The sequence below is a fragment of the Mycolicibacterium sp. TUM20985 genome (assembly GCF_030295745.1).
Lineage (GTDB): Bacteria > Actinomycetota > Actinomycetes > Mycobacteriales > Mycobacteriaceae > Mycobacterium.
Window position 1 is genome coordinate 1,409,192 of the sequence record NZ_AP027291.1, and the last position, 14,994, is coordinate 1,424,185.

General features: G+C 67.9%; 10 protein-coding genes. 6 read left to right on the top strand and 4 right to left on the bottom strand.

What is annotated here, in order from left to right; genetic code table 11:
* Nucleotides 1-92: 92 nt before the first annotated feature.
* Together QUE68_RS06995 and QUE68_RS07000 are read left to right on the top strand one after the other, a co-directional pair.
* Nucleotides 93-1,181 carry a TerC family protein gene (locus QUE68_RS06995; RefSeq protein ID WP_286275343.1) on the top strand — a complete coding sequence of 363 codons (1,089 nt, stop codon included), beginning with the start codon at nucleotides 93-95 and terminating at the stop codon, nucleotides 1,179-1,181.
* The gene (locus QUE68_RS07000) at nucleotides 1,150-2,289 is read left to right on the top strand and encodes a baeRF3 domain-containing protein (protein WP_286275344.1); all 1,140 of its coding nucleotides are present in this window, start codon (nucleotides 1,150-1,152) and stop codon (nucleotides 2,287-2,289) included. The genes QUE68_RS06995 and QUE68_RS07000 overlap by 32 nt, the downstream gene beginning before the upstream one ends.
* Before the next feature lie 26 nt (nucleotides 2,290-2,315).
* On the opposite strand, the gene corA is transcribed toward QUE68_RS07000, so the two are convergent.
* Nucleotides 2,316-3,389, bottom strand: coding sequence for a magnesium/cobalt transporter CorA (gene corA / locus QUE68_RS07005; RefSeq protein WP_455013409.1), 1,074 nt, complete (start codon nucleotides 3,387-3,389; stop codon nucleotides 2,316-2,318).
* Between the two features lie 172 nt (nucleotides 3,390-3,561).
* On the opposite strand from corA, the gene QUE68_RS07010 reads away from it, so the two are divergent.
* The gene (locus QUE68_RS07010) at nucleotides 3,562-4,731 is read left to right on the top strand and encodes an NAD(P)-dependent malic enzyme (RefSeq protein ID WP_284225250.1); all 1,170 of its coding nucleotides are present in this window, start codon (nucleotides 3,562-3,564) and stop codon (nucleotides 4,729-4,731) included.
* An 8-nt stretch (nucleotides 4,732-4,739) separates the two neighbouring features.
* Nucleotides 4,740-5,576: a glycine betaine ABC transporter substrate-binding protein gene (locus QUE68_RS07015; protein ID WP_286275346.1), complete on the top strand. Its 837-nt coding sequence runs from the start codon at nucleotides 4,740-4,742 to the stop codon at nucleotides 5,574-5,576.
* Nucleotides 5,577-5,685: 109 nt separating this feature from the next.
* On the opposite strand, the gene QUE68_RS07020 is transcribed toward QUE68_RS07015, so the two are convergent.
* The 3 genes from QUE68_RS07020 to QUE68_RS07030 form a co-directional block, all read right to left on the bottom strand.
* Complete coding sequence (locus QUE68_RS07020) at nucleotides 5,686-6,516, bottom strand: SDR family NAD(P)-dependent oxidoreductase (protein ID WP_284225252.1); 831 nt, start codon at nucleotides 6,514-6,516, stop codon at nucleotides 5,686-5,688.
* Nucleotides 6,517-6,704: 188 nt separating this feature from the next.
* Entirely contained in the window at nucleotides 6,705-10,478 is a 3,774-nt protein-coding gene (locus tag QUE68_RS07025) for a multifunctional oxoglutarate decarboxylase/oxoglutarate dehydrogenase thiamine pyrophosphate-binding subunit/dihydrolipoyllysine-residue succinyltransferase subunit (protein ID WP_284225253.1), read from the bottom strand.
* A 147-nt stretch (nucleotides 10,479-10,625) separates the two neighbouring features.
* Nucleotides 10,626-11,369, bottom strand: coding sequence for a hypothetical protein (locus QUE68_RS07030; RefSeq protein WP_284225254.1), 744 nt, complete (start codon nucleotides 11,367-11,369; stop codon nucleotides 10,626-10,628).
* Between the two features lie 150 nt (nucleotides 11,370-11,519).
* On the opposite strand from QUE68_RS07030, the gene QUE68_RS07035 reads away from it, so the two are divergent.
* Complete coding sequence (locus tag QUE68_RS07035) at nucleotides 11,520-12,812, top strand: multidrug effflux MFS transporter (RefSeq protein WP_284225255.1); 1,293 nt, start codon at nucleotides 11,520-11,522, stop codon at nucleotides 12,810-12,812.
* A 169-nt stretch (nucleotides 12,813-12,981) separates the two neighbouring features.
* Nucleotides 12,982-14,994 carry an MFS transporter gene (locus QUE68_RS07040; RefSeq protein ID WP_284225256.1) on the top strand — a complete coding sequence of 671 codons (2,013 nt, stop codon included), beginning with the start codon at nucleotides 12,982-12,984 and terminating at the stop codon, nucleotides 14,992-14,994.

The window sequence follows — 14,994 nt, forward strand, 5'->3', positions numbered from 1 at the left end:
CTGCGGCTGCCCGGTCCAAGCACCGGCGACCGCCATCGAGGCGTGATCCGGTCGGGGAGACCTCCGGTGTGATTTGACCGGAGGAAACCGTCGTGACCGTTCCGTTCTGGGCCTGGGCAGCCGTGCTGGGTGTCATCTTGGCCATGCTCGCCATCGACCTCTTCGCGCATCGTGAGGCGCACGTCGTCGGCATTCGCGAGGCCGCCGCCTGGTCAGCAGTGTGGATCACCTTGGGATTGACCTTCGGTGGCGTCGTCTGGTGGGTGTGGGGCGGTGAGTTCGCCGCCCAGTACTACGCCGGCTACGTAATCGAGAAGTCCCTGGCGGTGGACAACGTCTTCGTCTTCGCGATCATCTTCAGCTACTTCGCCGTCCCGAGGGAGTACCAGCACCGGGTGCTCTTCTATGGCGTGCTCGGGGCGTTGGTCTTCAGGGCGGTGTTCATCGCCGCCGGTTCCGTTCTCATCGCCAGCTTCGCCTGGATCCTGTACGTCTTCGGGGCGTTCCTGGTGGCGACCGGACTGCGAATGGCCCTGCACCGCAACGAGACGATTAACCCCGAGCGCAGTTTGGTGCTCCGAGCGTTCCGCCGGATCATTCCCGTCACCGATGATTACCACGGGCAGAAGTTCCTGGTCCGGCAGGCCGGTCGATGGGTCGCCACGCCGTTGTTGGCGGTGCTCGTTCTCGTCGAGGTCACCGACATCATCTTCGCCGTGGACTCGATCCCCGCCATCTTCGCCGTCACTCAGCAGCCGTTCCTGGTGTTCACCTCGAATGCCTTTGCGATTCTCGGCCTTCGCGCCATGTACTTCCTGCTCGCCGACCTGATGCATCGCTTCGTCTACCTCAAGCTGGGCCTCGCGCTGGTACTGGTCTGGGTCGGCATCAAGATGCTGCTGCTCGAGATCTACAAGATCCCGACCGGTATCTCGCTGGCCGTGGTCATCGCGTTGCTCACCGCCGCGTTCACCGCGAGCTGGATCCGCACTCGGCGCAGCGATGAATCCTTGACACCCGGGCCGACTCTCGCCATTGTGGCGGGGGAGGGGAGTACCTCACCCAGCCCTCCGTCGTCAACACGTTCCGCCCGATGCGGATCCGGCGAAGGCGCCCGCGACCCACGCGGGTCGAGCGAGACCTCGTTTCATGACGGAAACGGAACTCGCCATGACCGATGAGATCAGCATTGCCCACCCCAAGCCCGTACGGCCCGGCCGGGCGGGCAGTCGCCGCATTGCCGCGCTGAACGCCACCACGGTGGCGGAGCTGCAATCGCTACGTGCCTATCCGAGCGTCTCCATCCTGGCCAGCACGCGGCCCGGTTCGACCATGCACGGCGACGACGTCGCCACCCTCCGGTCGTTCACGGGGCAGGCGGCGCAACGACTCGCGACGGAGGGCGTGGCCGACGCGGAGCGCCTGCTCGCGGCGCTGCACGCCATGGTGGAGGAGGCGGCGGGCCGGCCGACGGGCCGAGGCGTGGCGTTGTTCGTCAGCGCCGAGCACGCCAGTCGCGTGGATCTACCCGTGCCCGTCGTGGATCGGTGCGTCATCGATCCGACGTTCGCGACGCGAGATCTGGTCCGGGCGCTGCACCACACGCCCCGTCATGCGGTGCTCCTGCTCTCGACGGACCAGGCGCGCCTGCTCCGCGGGCACGGCTCGGTGCTCGCCTCCGCCGCCACCGGCAGCTTCCCGGTTCGCCGCGCGGCCGGCAGGGGTACCCGAGGGGAGACGACCACCGACTTCCTCCGCCGGGTCGACCGCACTCTCGGGGTGGCGCTACGACTCAGCCCCATGCCGCTGGTGCTCGCGGCAGCAGAGCCGACGGCCTCGGAGTTTCGCCGGTTGTCACGCCACACCGATCGTCTGGCGGGCGTCGTCAAGGGCAACCACCTCACCACCCCGACCGATCGACTGGTCGAGCTGACGCGGCCACTGTTGAACGACTACCTGCGATCTCGCGCGGGGCAGGCCCTCGAGTTCATCGAACGACGTGCGAGCGTCGGGCGCGTGTTGCGGGACATCGGCAGCGCGTGGCTGGCTGCGCGTTGGGAGCGTCCCGAGATGCTCGCCGTGGAGGAGGACTACTTCTACCCCGCCCGTTTGGGCCCCGACGGTGACAGGCTCCTGCCCGCGGTCGACGTGGATCACCCCGAGGTCATCGACGATGCGGTCGACGAACTGATCGAGATGGTTCTGAGCCGCGGCGGGTGGGTGGCTCTCGTGGGGCCGGGTCAATTGCCCAACGGCAGTCACCTCGCGTTGACTCTCCGCCGGCCCTGAACCGGGCGTCGGCCGGCCGCCGACCATCACAACCAGTGATTGCGCCGGAACGTCACGTACAGCACGGTGCAGATCGTCGCCATCACCGTCAGCACGGCCGGGTAGCCCCATACCTGGTGCAGCTCGGGCATGTGGTCGAAGTTCATCCCGTAGATGCCGGCCAGGGCCGTCGGCACCGCCGCGATGGCAACCCAGGCCGAGATCTTGCGCATGTCGATGTTCTGCTGCATCGACACCTTGCCGACGGCGGCCTGAACGAGCGAGCTCAATACCTCGTCGTAGCTGGCGATGCGGTCGGAGGCCTGGGTGTTGTGGTCCAAGACGTCGCGCATGTACCGCCGGACCTCCTTGGAGATCAGATCGTTGTGGTCGGAACCAATCCGTTGCAGCGCCAAGGTCAATGGGCTGACCGCGCGTCGCATCTCGACGACCTCCCGCTTGAGCAGGTAGATGTGCTCGATGTCGGTGGAGCTGTTGGGGGAGAACACGTTCTCCTCCATCGCGTCGATGTCGTTCTCGACGGAATCGGTGACCTCGAGGTAGGAGTCGACGACGTGGTCGGCGATGGCGTGCATCACGGCGTACGGGCCCAGCGCGCAGTTGGCGGGCGTGCTGTCCATCCGGCGGCGGACCCCGGCCAGCCCGCCGTGATCTCCGTGGCGGACGGTGACCACGAAGTCGGGCCCCACGAAGATCATGATCTCGCCGGTCTCGACGATCTCGCGGGCCTTGTCGCCCGACTCGTGTTCGACGTAGATGATGGTCTTCAGCACCAGGAACAAGGTGTTGTCGTAACGCTCCAGCTTCGGTCGCTGATGTGCGTGCACCGCGTCCTCGACGGCGAGCTCGTGCAGGCCGAAGACGTCGGCAACGGACTGCATCTGATGCTCGTCGGGTTCGTGCAGACCGATCCAGACGAAGGCAGCGATGCCGTCGAGTTCGAGCTCGCGCACCTTGTTCAGGGCTGCGGCATGGGTGTACTTGCCGTGCAGTCGTCTGCCGTCGGCGTAGACGCCGCAGTCGACCATCGCCCTGGCGACGGGTACGTGGATCGACTGGGCGTCGGGCTCCATGGGACGACGGTTCGTCGTCCGCAACATCGACGGCTGCAAGGCGCGGAATGACGGCACGAACGACCTCCCCTCAATGGGCGGAGCAGCCCCGTTGGGCCCCGAAATGACCGCTGCGAATGCTACGCCCAATGGCTGGGAGCGCCCGTTTCCGACAGTGAACCCCATCAGGCCGGAGCCCTGGGTGAAGTAACCTGACGCGATGACTGAAGCGGTGCGCACACCCCAGGTCGTCATCGACGACGCCTCGATCTTCGACGCTCACGAGGGGGGCAAGCTGTCGGTCGCGTTGAAGGCGCCGTTGGACACCCAGCGCGCCCTGTCGATCGCGTACACGCCGGGTGTCGCACAGGTCAGCCGCGCGATCGCTGCCGACCACACCCTTGCCGCCAAGTACACCTGGGCCAATCGGCTGGTCGCGGTCATCAGCGATGGCAGTGCCGTTCTCGGCCTCGGCGACATCGGCCCCGCGGCGTCGCTTCCGGTGATGGAGGGCAAGAGCGCCCTGTTCAAGACGTTCGGCGGGCTCGACTCGATCCCGATCGTGCTGGCCACCAACGACCCCGACGAGATCGTCGAGACGATCATCCGGCTGCGCCCGACCTTCGGCGCGGTGAACCTCGAGGACATCTCGGCACCGCGCTGCTTCGAGATCGAGCGCCGTGTCATCGAGGCGCTGGACTGTCCCGTCATGCACGACGATCAGCACGGTACGGCGATCGTCGTGCTCGCGGCGCTGCGCGGCGCCACCACCGTGCTCGACCGCGACATGCACACGCTGCGCGTCGTGATCTCGGGCGCGGGGGCGGCCGGCGTCGCGTGCGCCAACATCCTGCTCGCGGCCGGGATCCGCGACCTGACGCTGCTGGACAGCAAGGGCATCGTCCACTCGGGTCGTGACGATCTCAACCCCTTCAAGGCCGAGCTTGCAGCGAGGACCAATCCAGGCGGCCGCACGGGTGGGACGGCCGAGGCGGTCGACGGCGCGGACATGTTCCTCGGCCTGTCGGCGGGTGTCGTACCGGAGGAGATCATCGCGACGATGGCCCCGGGCGGCATCGTCTTCGCGCTGTCCAATCCCGACCCCGAGATCCACCCCGATGCGGCCCGCAAGTACGCGGCCGTCGTGGCCACCGGCCGCAGCGACTTCCCCAACCAGATCAACAACGTGCTGGCCTTCCCCGGGGTGTTCCGCGGGGCGCTCGACGCGGGCGCCCGCCGTATCACCGAGGCGATGAAGGTGGCCGCCGCCGAGGCGATCTTCTCCGTCGTCGGTGACGATCTGGCCATCGACCACATCGTGCCCAGCGCACTGGACCCGCGGGTGGCGCCGGCCGTGGCGGCGGCGGTGGCGGCGGCGTCGAAGCTCTGAATCGCACGATGACCCTCCGGCGGGTGGCGATGCTCCTCGCCGTCCTGTTGCTGGCCGGTTGCGGGGGGCCGCCGCCGGCATCGTCGGTCGCCGTCGGGGCCGGTCCCGACGCGGCGGGGACGCTACTGGCCCACCTGTACGCGGCGGCGCTGCGGTCCTACGGGAGTGCGGCGCACGTCGAGCCCAGCCCCGATCCGCTGGCCGACCTGGACACCGGCGACGTCGAGGTGGTGCCGGGGTTCACGGGGCGGCTGCTGGTCCGCTTCGATCCCGGCGCGACGGCCCGCGCGCCCGAGCAGGTCTACCGGTCGATGATCTCGGCGCTGCCGGAGGGCATCGGTGCGGGTGACTATGCGCAGTCCGCAGAGGACAAGCCCGCGTTGGCGGTGACCGACGCGACCGCGGCGAAGTGGGACAGCCGCGACGTGGCGGCGTTGGTTTCACACTGCCCCGGGCTGAAGGTGGGCAAGGTCGTCGGCGAGCGCTCCCCGAGCACCGTCGCGACGTGCCGACTTCCCGCGGCGGTCGAGTTCCCGGACGCCGCGGCGCTGGTGGCCGCGCTGCGGTCGGGTCGGATCGACGCGGCGTGGACGTCGACCGTCGTTCCGTCGACGCCCGACGACGTCGTGGTGCTTGGCGACCGCACCTCGTCCATCCGCGCCGAGAACGTCGTGCCGTTGTACCGACGCAACGAGCTGAAGGAGCGTCAGGTGTTGGCGCTCAACGAGATTGCGGGCGAACTGGACACCGGGTCACTGGCCGACATGCTCGGCAAGGTGGCCACGGGCACCGACCCCGGCGCCGTCGCCGAGGAGTGGCTGGCGGCGCACCCACTCGGCAAGTAGCCCTTCCCCCTTGCCGCCCATCCCCCTTGCCGCGAGCGTGCGTGTTTGCGGCCGACACGCCGATCGAATATCGGAGTTCACGCACGCTCGCGCAGGGCTGGGCCGAGTGTCAGCGCATCCCCGGCATCGCCTTGGCGATGACCGAGGAGAACAGTCGCTGGTACCCCGATCCGGTGATCCGGACGATCAGGTCGAGCGCCTTCGCGTCGGGCCCCACCAGCACGCGGGCCTTGTTCTTGCGGACCGCCTCGAGGATGATCTTCGCGGCCTTCTCGGGGGTCGTGTTGGCCAACTTCTTGTCGAAGGTCTGGGCCAGCTCGGCTTTGTCGATGTTCTCCGCGGCGGTCATGTTGCGCGCGATCGCGGTCTTGATGCCGCCGGGGTGCACCGTGGTGACCTTGACCGGACGCTTGGCCGCTGCCATCTCCTGGCGGAGGGCCTCGGTGAAGCCGCGCACCGCGAACTTGGCCGCGTTGTAGGCCGCCTGACCCGGGACGGCGAACAGGCCGAAGATGCTGGAGACGTTGACGACGTGGCCGTCGCCGGACTCGATGAGGTGCGGGAGGAACGCCTTGGTGCCGTTGACGACGCCCCAGAAGTCGACGTCCATGATGCGTTCGATGTCCTTGTAGGAGCTGACCTCGATGTCACCGGTGTAGGCGATGCCTGCGTTGTTGTATATCTGGTTGACCTTGCCGAAGTGCGCTTTCACGGCATCGGCGTAGAGCTCGAACGCCTCGCGCTCGGTCACGTCGAGCCGGTCGGCCTTGACCGGCGCGCCGATCGCCTTCAGGAGCGCTTCGGTCTCGGCGAGCCCTTCGGTGTCGACGTCGCTGATGGCGACCTTCGCGCCCGATCGGGCCAGCTCGATGGCCAGCGCCCGCCCGATGCCCGATCCGGCTCCGGTGACGACGGCGACTTTTCCGGCAAAGCCCTCCATGAACACTCCTCTGTTGGTGTCGGGCGCACGACGGCAGACACCGACGGATGTCGACGGCCGTACTTTCGGCGAGCAGCCTAGCCGGTACCGCGGGTCGCGGGTAACTGCGGGGGAGGTTGTCTTCAATACGTCCCGTGGCGCGAGCGTGCGTGAAGTGGGATTACGCAGCGGCGCGAGGTTGGGGCCGGCTAGCCGAACGCCTCGTCGATGATCTCCTGCTGTTCCACCGCGTGCACCTTCGACGAACCCGACGACGGCGCGGACATCGCGCGGCGCGAGATGCGCTTGATGCCGGTCAGCTTGTCCGGCAACAACTCTGGCATCGCGAGGCCGAACGTCGGCCATGCCCCCTGGTTGGCCGGCTCCTCCTGCACCCAGTAGAACTCCTGGGCGTTGGGGTACTGGTCGAGCGTGGCGCCGAGCCGCCGCTTCGGCAGCGGATAGAGCTGCTCGACGCGTACGATCGCGACGTCCTCGCGGTTCTCCTTGGCCTTGCGTGCCGCCAGGTCGTAGTAGATCTTGCCGCTCGTCAGCAGGACCCGCTTGACCTTCGAGCGGTCGCCGTCGCCCTCGTCGTAGGTGGGCTCCTCGAGGATCGAGCGGAACTTCTGCTCGGTGAAGTCGCGGATGTCGCTGACCACAGCCTTGTTGCGGAGCATCGACTTCGGGGTGAAGACGATCAGGGGGCGGTGGATACCGTCCAACGCGTGCCTGCGCAGGAGGTGGAAGTAGTTCGCCGGGGTGGACGGCATCGCGACCGTCATCGAGCCCTCGGCGCACACCTGGAGGAATCGCTCGATGCGCCCCGAAGTGTGGTCGGGTCCCTGTCCCTCGTGGCCGTGCGGCAGCAGCAGCACGACGTCGGACAGCTGGCCCCACTTCGCCTCGCCGGAACTGATGAACTCGTCGATGATCGACTGGGCGCCGTTGACGAAATCGCCGAACTGGGCCTCCCACAAGACCATTGCGCCAGGGTTGCCCACCGAATACCCGTACTCGAAGCCCACCGCGGCGTACTCGGACAGCGCCGAGTCGTACACCATCAGCCTGCCGCCGCTCGGCGTGCCGTCCTCGCCGAGGGTCAACAGCTCCAGCGGAGTGAACTCGTCGCCGGTCTTGCGGTCGATGATCACTGCGTGACGCTGCGTGAACGTGCCACGGCGGGTGTCCTGGCCGGTGAACCGGATCAGTATGCCCTCCGACAGCAGGGTGCCCAGCGCAAGTAGCTCGCCGAACGCCCAGTCCACCTTGCCCTCGTAGGCCATTTCGCGGCGCTTCTCCAGCACGGGCTTGACGCGGGGGTGCACCGTGAAGCCCTCGGGTACGGCCAGGTGCGCGTCACCGATCCGGGCGAGGAGCGACTTGTCCACTGCCGTACTCAGTTTCGCCGGCAACTGCTGGTCGGACTCGACGGACTCGCTCGGCTCGATCTCGTGCTTCTCGAGGTCGCGGACCTCGTTGAACACCCGCTCGAGTTGTCCCTGGTAGTCGCGAAGGGCGTCCTCGGCCTCCTTGATCGAGATGTCACCGCGGCCGATCAGCGCCTCGGTGTAGGTCTTGCGAACCCCGCGCTTGGTGTCGATGACGTCGTACATCTCGGGCTGGGTCATCGACGGGTCGTCACCCTCGTTGTGCCCGCGGCGGCGGTAGCACAGCATGTCGATGATGACGTCCTTCTTGAACTTCTGCCGGAAGTCGACCGCCAGCCGGGCCACCCATTGGCCGGCCTCGGGATCGTCACCGTTGACGTGGAAGATCGGTGCACCAACCATCTTCGCGACGTCGGTGCAGTACTCCGAGGACCGCGAGTCCAGCGGCGAGGTCGTGAAACCGATCTGGTTGTTGACGACGATGTGGATGGTGCCGCCGGTGCGGTAACCCCTCAGCAGCGCCAGGTTCAGTGTCTCGGCGACCACGCCCTGGCCGGCGAACGCCGCGTCGCCGTGCAGCATCAGGGGTACGACCGAGAAGCCGTCGGCACCGTCACCCTTGTCCAGCAGATCCTGCTTGGCGCGGACCAGGCCCTCCATCACCGGATCGACGGCCTCGAGGTGGCTGGGGTTGGCGACCAACGACACGTCGATGTCGTTGTCGCCGAACATCTGCAGGTAGTTTCCGGTCGCGCCGAGGTGGTACTTCACGTCACCCGAGCCGTGTGCCTGCGAGGGGTTCAGGTTGCCCTCGAACTCGGAGAAGATCTGCGAGGCGGGCTTGCCCACGATGTTGGCCAGCACGTTGAGCCGGCCGCGGTGCGGCATCCCGATCACGACCTCGTCGAGCCCGTGCTCGGCGGCCTGGTCGAGCACGGCATCCATCATGGGAATGACGGTCTCGGCGCCTTCCAGCGAGAAACGTTTCTGCCCAACATATTTCGTCTGAAGGAAGGTCTCGAACGCTTCGGCCGCGTTGAGCTTGCTCAGAATGTACTTCTGCTCGGCGACCGTCGGCTTGTCGTGCTTGACCTCCACGCGTTCCTGAATCCACCGCTGCTGCTCGGGTTCCAGGATGTGGGTGTACTCCACGCCGACGTGGCGGCAGTAGGCATCACGCAGCACGGACAGCACGTCGCGGAGCTTCTTGTATTGCGCACCGGAGAAGCCGTCGACCTTGAACTCCCGGTCTAGGTCCCACAGTGTCAGCCCATGGGTCAGGACGTCCAGGTCGGGGTGGCTGCGGAACCGGGTCTTGTCTAGGCGCAGCGGGTCGATGTCGGCCATCAGGTGACCCCGATTGCGGTATGCCGCAATGAGTTCGATGATCCGCGCGTTCTTGTCGAAGATCGAATCCGGATTGTCGGTACGCCACCGGACGGGCTCGTAGGGGATGCCCAGTTCGCGGAAGATCTCGTCGAAGAAGTCGTCGGACAGCAGCAGGTTGTGGACGGTTCGCAGGAAGTCGCCGGACTCGGCGCCCTGGATGATGCGGTGATCGTAGGTCGAGGTTAGGGTGATCAGCTTGCCGAGGCCCATCTCGGCGATGCGTTCCTCGCTGGCGCCCTGGAATTCGGCCGGGTACTCCATGGCCCCGGCGCCGATGATCGCGCCCTGCCCACTGAGCAGTCGTGGCACCGAGTGCACGGTGCCGATGGTGCCCGGGTTGGTCAGCGAGATCGTGACGCCCGCGAAGTCCTCGGCGGTGAGCTTGCCGTCGCGGGCCCGGCGCACGATGTCCTCGTAGGCGGCGATGAACTGGCCGAAACGCATTGTCTCGCAGCGCTTGATTGCTGCCACGACGAGCTGGCGCTTGCCGTCCTTGCCCTGCAGGTCGATGGCCAACCCGAGATTCGTGTGAGCCGGCGTGACCACGTTGGGCTTGCCGTCGATCTCGGCGAAGTGCCGGTTCATGTTGGGGAACTGCTTGACGGCCTGCACGAGGGCGTAGCCGAGCAGGTGGGTGAAGCTGATCTTGCCGCCGCGGGTGCGTTTGAGGTGGTTGTTGATGACGGTGCGGTTGTCGAACATCAGCTTGGCCGGGATGGCCCGAACGCTGGTCGCCGTCGGCACGGTCAGCGAGGCGTTCATGTTCTTGACGACGGCAGCCGCGGCTCCGCGAAGCACCGCGACCTCGTCGCCGTCCGCGGACGGCGCTGCGGGTGCCTTCGGCTTGGCGTCGGCAGGCTTGGCGTCAGGCTTGGCGTCAGTCTTGGCTTCGGGCTTGGGCTCGGCGGGCTTGGCGTCGGCGGGTTTCGCGGGGGCCTTCGCCTCGGTCTTGGGCGGTGCTGCCTTCGCCTCGGCCGGCTTCGGCTCGGTCACGGCGGGCTTGGCGGCGGGCTTGGCGGGGGCCGCTGCGGCCTTGCCGTTGCCACTCGAGGTCGCCGTCGTATCATTCGCTGGCTCCGGCGAGTAGTCGACGAGGAACTCGTGCCAGCTGGTATCGACCGACGAGGGATCCTCGCGGAACTTGCGGTACATCTCCTCGACAAGCCACTCGTTCTGTCCGAATGGTGAAGGTGAACTGCTCACGGCAGCTACTCGCCTCGATTCCTTACTAGCTCCGCGGGCGCGCCGTCTGCCGCTCGCTCTCTCGCCGCATAAAGGCTATCGCGTCGCTGCATCCCGTAACGGCCAACGTCACTTGTCACATCGAGCCGACGTCGACGGCGGCCCGCCCTACCTCTCGATGGCGGGCAGGACGTGGAGCGCCGCCGGCCACCGTGCGGACGCGCTACCGAAGGCGCCTTGGGCGTTCGCGATGATCTTCTTGCCCATGGCCCGGTTCCCGACGCCGCCGATGACCGCGCCGATCCCGACGGGGAGCAGCTTTCCGAAGGCGATCGCTCCGCGTTTGAGCGCGTACTTCTTGACGAAGAACTTCAGCAGTCGACCGTTCAATTGGGACACCGCGGGCAACGGCAGCGACGCGGCGCCGTCGGCCAGCCAGGCACCACCCGTACGGCCGGAGCCGATGAGATCGGTGACCGCGCGCTTGCCGTCATCCCCGACGAGGACGGCGAGCACCAGGGCGCGGCGACGCTCCCGGTGGTCGGCGGGGATGCCGTGGGTCTCGGCGACTGCGAGCACGAAGACCGCCGTCGCCTCGAGGAACACGACGGTCTCACCCGCTACGGCGGACATGGCCACCAGCGTGCCGATGCCGGGGAACGCCGCGGCCGACCCGACGGCGGCGCCGCTGGCCATCACCGCGGCAAGGTAGTGCTTCTCCAGCTTCTCGACGATCTGAGCGGGGGACGCGTCGGGATTCTGTTCGCGCAGCCGCTGCACGTAGGCCCGCACTGCGGGGCCCTGAACGCGCGCACCGCGCTCGATGATCTGGGACAGCGCGCGAGCCGCCACGCTTGGATCGTCGTCGAGGTTGGCGGGCAGCTGATTCTTGGCGCTGAAACGAGCGCTCATGGGTAGGCCTCCAGGTACGGACGGGCACGTCCAGGCTATCCCGTCGTGATGGCCTTTCAACGAACCACGACGCCGCCGCGTGCCCGACGGTGACATCGGTCACCGTTCACCCTGGGAAGAAAACGCTCGTAACCCTTGCTAAACAGTTTCATGGCAGCATCGGTATTCGTGGACCTCAAGAGTGCTGCACCCAACGGCCCGGGGGTGATCGACGGCAAGGCGATGCCGAGTCAGACCCGGATGATCGTGGTGCTGGGCCTGCTGGTCGCCCTGGGTCCTCTGACCATCGACATGTATCTGCCAGCGCTGCCGCGCATCGCCGAGGACTACGCGGTGTCGTCGTCGGTGGTTCAGCTGACGCTGACGGGCACGCTGGCCGGCCTGGCCATCGGTCAGCTGGTGATCGGCCCGCTGTCGGATTCGCTCGGCCGTCGTCGCCCGCTGATGGCGGGCATCGTGCTGCACATGCTCGCATCGCTGCTGTGCCTGTTCGCGCCGAGCATCGTCGTGCTGGGGATCGCCCGCGGACTGCAAGGCGTGGGCGCCGCGGCGGCGATGGTGGTCGCCATCGCGATCGTGGGCGATCTCTTCGCCGACTCGACCGCGGCGACGGTCATGTCGCGGCTGATGCTGGTCTTGGGCGTCGCGCCGGTGATCGCGCCGTCGTTGGGCGCGGCCGTGCTGTTGCGCTTCTCCTGGCATTGGGTGTTCGCCGTGTTGGTGGTGCTCGCAGGTCTGCTGCTGTTGCTCGCCGCGCTCGCCCTGCCCGAGACGCTGCCGGTGTCGCATCGCCGTCCGCTGCGCGTCCGCGGCATCCTGACCACCTACGGCGGGCTTCTGAGGGACCGCCGCTTCGTCACCCTCGTCCTGGTCGCCGCGCTGGGCATGTCCGGCCTCTTCGCCTACATCGCCGGCGCCTCGTTCGTGCTGCAGGGTAGGTACGGGCTCGGCCAGCAGGCGTTCGCGTTGGTGTTCGGCGCGGGTGCCGTCGCACTGATCGGCGCCACGCAATTCAACGTGGTGCTGCTGCGACGTTTCACGCCCCAGAAGATCACCGTCTGGGCGTTGGCGGCCTCCGCGGTGTCGGGCGTCGTCTTCGTCGCGCTCGCCGCCTCGGGGGTCGGCGGCATCTACGCCTTCGTGATCCCCATCTGGGCGATCCTCGCGGCGATGGGCTTCGTCATCCCGAACGCCCCCGCGGTCGCGTTGTCGCGGCACACGGAGGCCGCCGGCACGGCGGCCGCGTTGCTGGGCGCCGGTCAGTTCGGATTGGGTGCGGCGGTGGCTCCGCTGGTCGGCGTGCTCGGCAACGACGAACTGGCGCTCGCGGTCGTGATGACGGCGGGTTCGGTGATCGCCTTGCTGGCGCTTCTGGCGGTGGGGACATCGGCCTCCGAGGATGACGCAGCCGCCCCCGCGGGCGCCGTGGCCGATGCCGCGTGATCTGCGACCGTTTGCCAGCCGATGTGAAGGCGTGCCGACTTGTCGTGCCTCGGGCTGATCCGTAGCGTCGGCTCGAAAGCTCCGCAACGCTGGTCGAACAGATGCCGAAGACACTGACACCACCACCGACGCCCGACGCCGCGCCGAGCCTGGAAGGCGAGGTGGCGCGATGACGGCGGCGCGGCAACTGTTGCGGACCAGGACCGGCAACCCCTGGTACGCGCTGTGGGCCCTGCTCGTCGGCTTCTTCATGATCCTGCTGGACGCCACGATCGTCGCGGTCGCGAACCCGTCGATCATGGATGCCCTCGACGTCGACTACGACGCGGTCATCTGGGTCACCAGCGCCTACCTGCTGGCCTATGCCGTGCCGCTGCTGCTGGCGGGCAGGCTGGGAGACCGGTTCGGTCCGCGGAACCTGTACCTGGCCGGGCTCGCGGTCTTCACCGGCGCGTCCCTGTGGTGCGGTCTCGCCGGCAGCATCGAGACCCTCGTCGCTGCCCGCGCCGTTCAGGGGTTGGGTGCGGCGCTGCTGACACCGCAGACGCTCTCGACCATCACCAGGATCTTTCCCGCCGAGCGCCGGGGCGTGGCGCTGAGCGTGTGGGGTGCCACCGCGGGCGTCGCCACCCTGGTCGGGCCGCTGGCGGGTGGCGTCCTGGTCGACGGCCTGGGGTGGCAGTGGATCTTCATCGTCAACGTGCCGATCGGAATCGCCGGACTGGTCCTGGCGTACATCTTCGTGCCCGTCCTGCCGACCGAGAAGCACGGGTTCGACGTGCTCGGGGTGGTGCTGTCCGGCGCCGGGATGTTGATGATCGTCTTCGCCCTGCAGGAGGGTCAGTCGCATGACTGGGCGCCATGGGTCTGGGGCATGCTCGCGGCGGGGGTCGCCGCGATCGCGGGCTTCGTCTATTGGCAGGCGGTCAATCCAGCTGAGCCGCTGATCCCGCTGAAGATCTTCCGCGACAACGACTTCAGCCTGTCCAACGTCGGGATCGCGGTCATCGGCTTCGCGGTGACCGCGATGATCGTGCCGGTCATGTTCTACGCGCAGGCCGTCTGCGGGCTGTCCCCGACCCGGGCGGCGTTGCTGACCGCGCCGATGGCGGTCGCGACGGGGGTGTTGGCGCCCTTCGTCGGGCGGCTCGTCGATCGGTCCCATCCGCGACCGATCGTCGGGTTCGGCTTCTCCGCACTGGCGATCGCCCTGACCTGGCTGTCGTTCGAGATGACGCCGACGACGCCGATCTGGCGGTTACTGCTGCCGTTCCTCCTGATGGGCATCGGCATGGCGTTCATCTGGTCGCCGCTGGCGGCGACGGCCACGCGCAACCTTCCACCCCAGTTGGCGGGCGCCGGGTCCGGCGTCTACAACACCACGCGGCAGGTCGGCAGCGTGCTCGGCAGCGCGGCGATGGCCGCGCTGATGACCGCGCAGATCAGCGCGGCACTTCCCCCTGAGCTGAACCCCGGCGTCGGTCAGGGCGCGGTGACCAGGCTGCCCGGTTTCCTGCACGAGCCGTTCTCCGAGGCGCTATCGCGGTCCCTGCTGCTGCCGGCGTTCGTCGCGCTGTTCGGCGTGATCGCCGCGCTGTTCCTGCGGGGGTTCGGCGGCGGGGGTCCGGCCGGCGGATGGGATTCGGCGCCGCCCCGGAGGCACGCCGATCCAGCTGAGCCGGACTACTTCCGCGACGACGACGAGTACGTCGAGTACGAAGTCGATTGGTCCGCCTCCGCCGACGAGGACGCCGAATGGGACCGACCCACCCCCGCGCCCGACGTGGTCACCGTCGACGAGAGCGTCACCTCACCGTTCGCCGCCCACGTCGAACACCCGCTACCTGCGCCCGCGGACACCTGGCACGGTGGTCCCGTCGAGGAGTGGCACAGCCTGATGGAGGACGAGGCGGACACGGTGCCCGAGCTGATCGCCATCATCGAACCGGACCGGCCCGTCGAGCCCATTCCGCCGCGCAACGGACATGCCCCGTGGCGCGGAATGCTCGAGGAGCCCCTGGATGGGACTACCCCGAATGGGTCGGTGCACAACGGTTTTCACGTCGAGTCGGAGGCGGTCCCGCAGGTGTCGGCATCGGGCGGCAGGCACTCCCGCGACGAGCGCCACGGGGACGACGACGCCGGGACGTACGGCAGGCACTCGATGCGCTTCCGCACCTGA

Excerpts from the sequence above, each read along its gene's own strand:
- corA (WP_455013409.1), bottom strand. The coding sequence starts at position 3,389 with ATGTTGCGGACGACGAACCGTCGTCCCATGGAGCCCGACGCCCAGTCG.
- QUE68_RS07030 (WP_284225254.1), bottom strand. The coding sequence starts at position 11,369 with ATGAGCGCTCGTTTCAGCGCCAAGAATCAGCTGCCCGCCAACCTCGAC.
- QUE68_RS07035 (WP_284225255.1), top strand. The coding sequence starts at position 11,520 with ATGGCAGCATCGGTATTCGTGGACCTCAAGAGTGCTGCACCCAACGGC.
- QUE68_RS07040 (WP_284225256.1), top strand. The coding sequence starts at position 12,982 with ATGACGGCGGCGCGGCAACTGTTGCGGACCAGGACCGGCAACCCCTGG.
- QUE68_RS07015 (WP_286275346.1), top strand. The coding sequence starts at position 4,740 with ATGACCCTCCGGCGGGTGGCGATGCTCCTCGCCGTCCTGTTGCTGGCC.
- QUE68_RS07000 (WP_286275344.1), top strand. The coding sequence starts at position 1,150 with ATGACGGAAACGGAACTCGCCATGACCGATGAGATCAGCATTGCCCAC.
- QUE68_RS07010 (WP_284225250.1), top strand. The coding sequence starts at position 3,562 with ATGACTGAAGCGGTGCGCACACCCCAGGTCGTCATCGACGACGCCTCG.
- QUE68_RS07020 (WP_284225252.1), bottom strand. The coding sequence starts at position 6,516 with ATGGAGGGCTTTGCCGGAAAAGTCGCCGTCGTCACCGGAGCCGGATCG.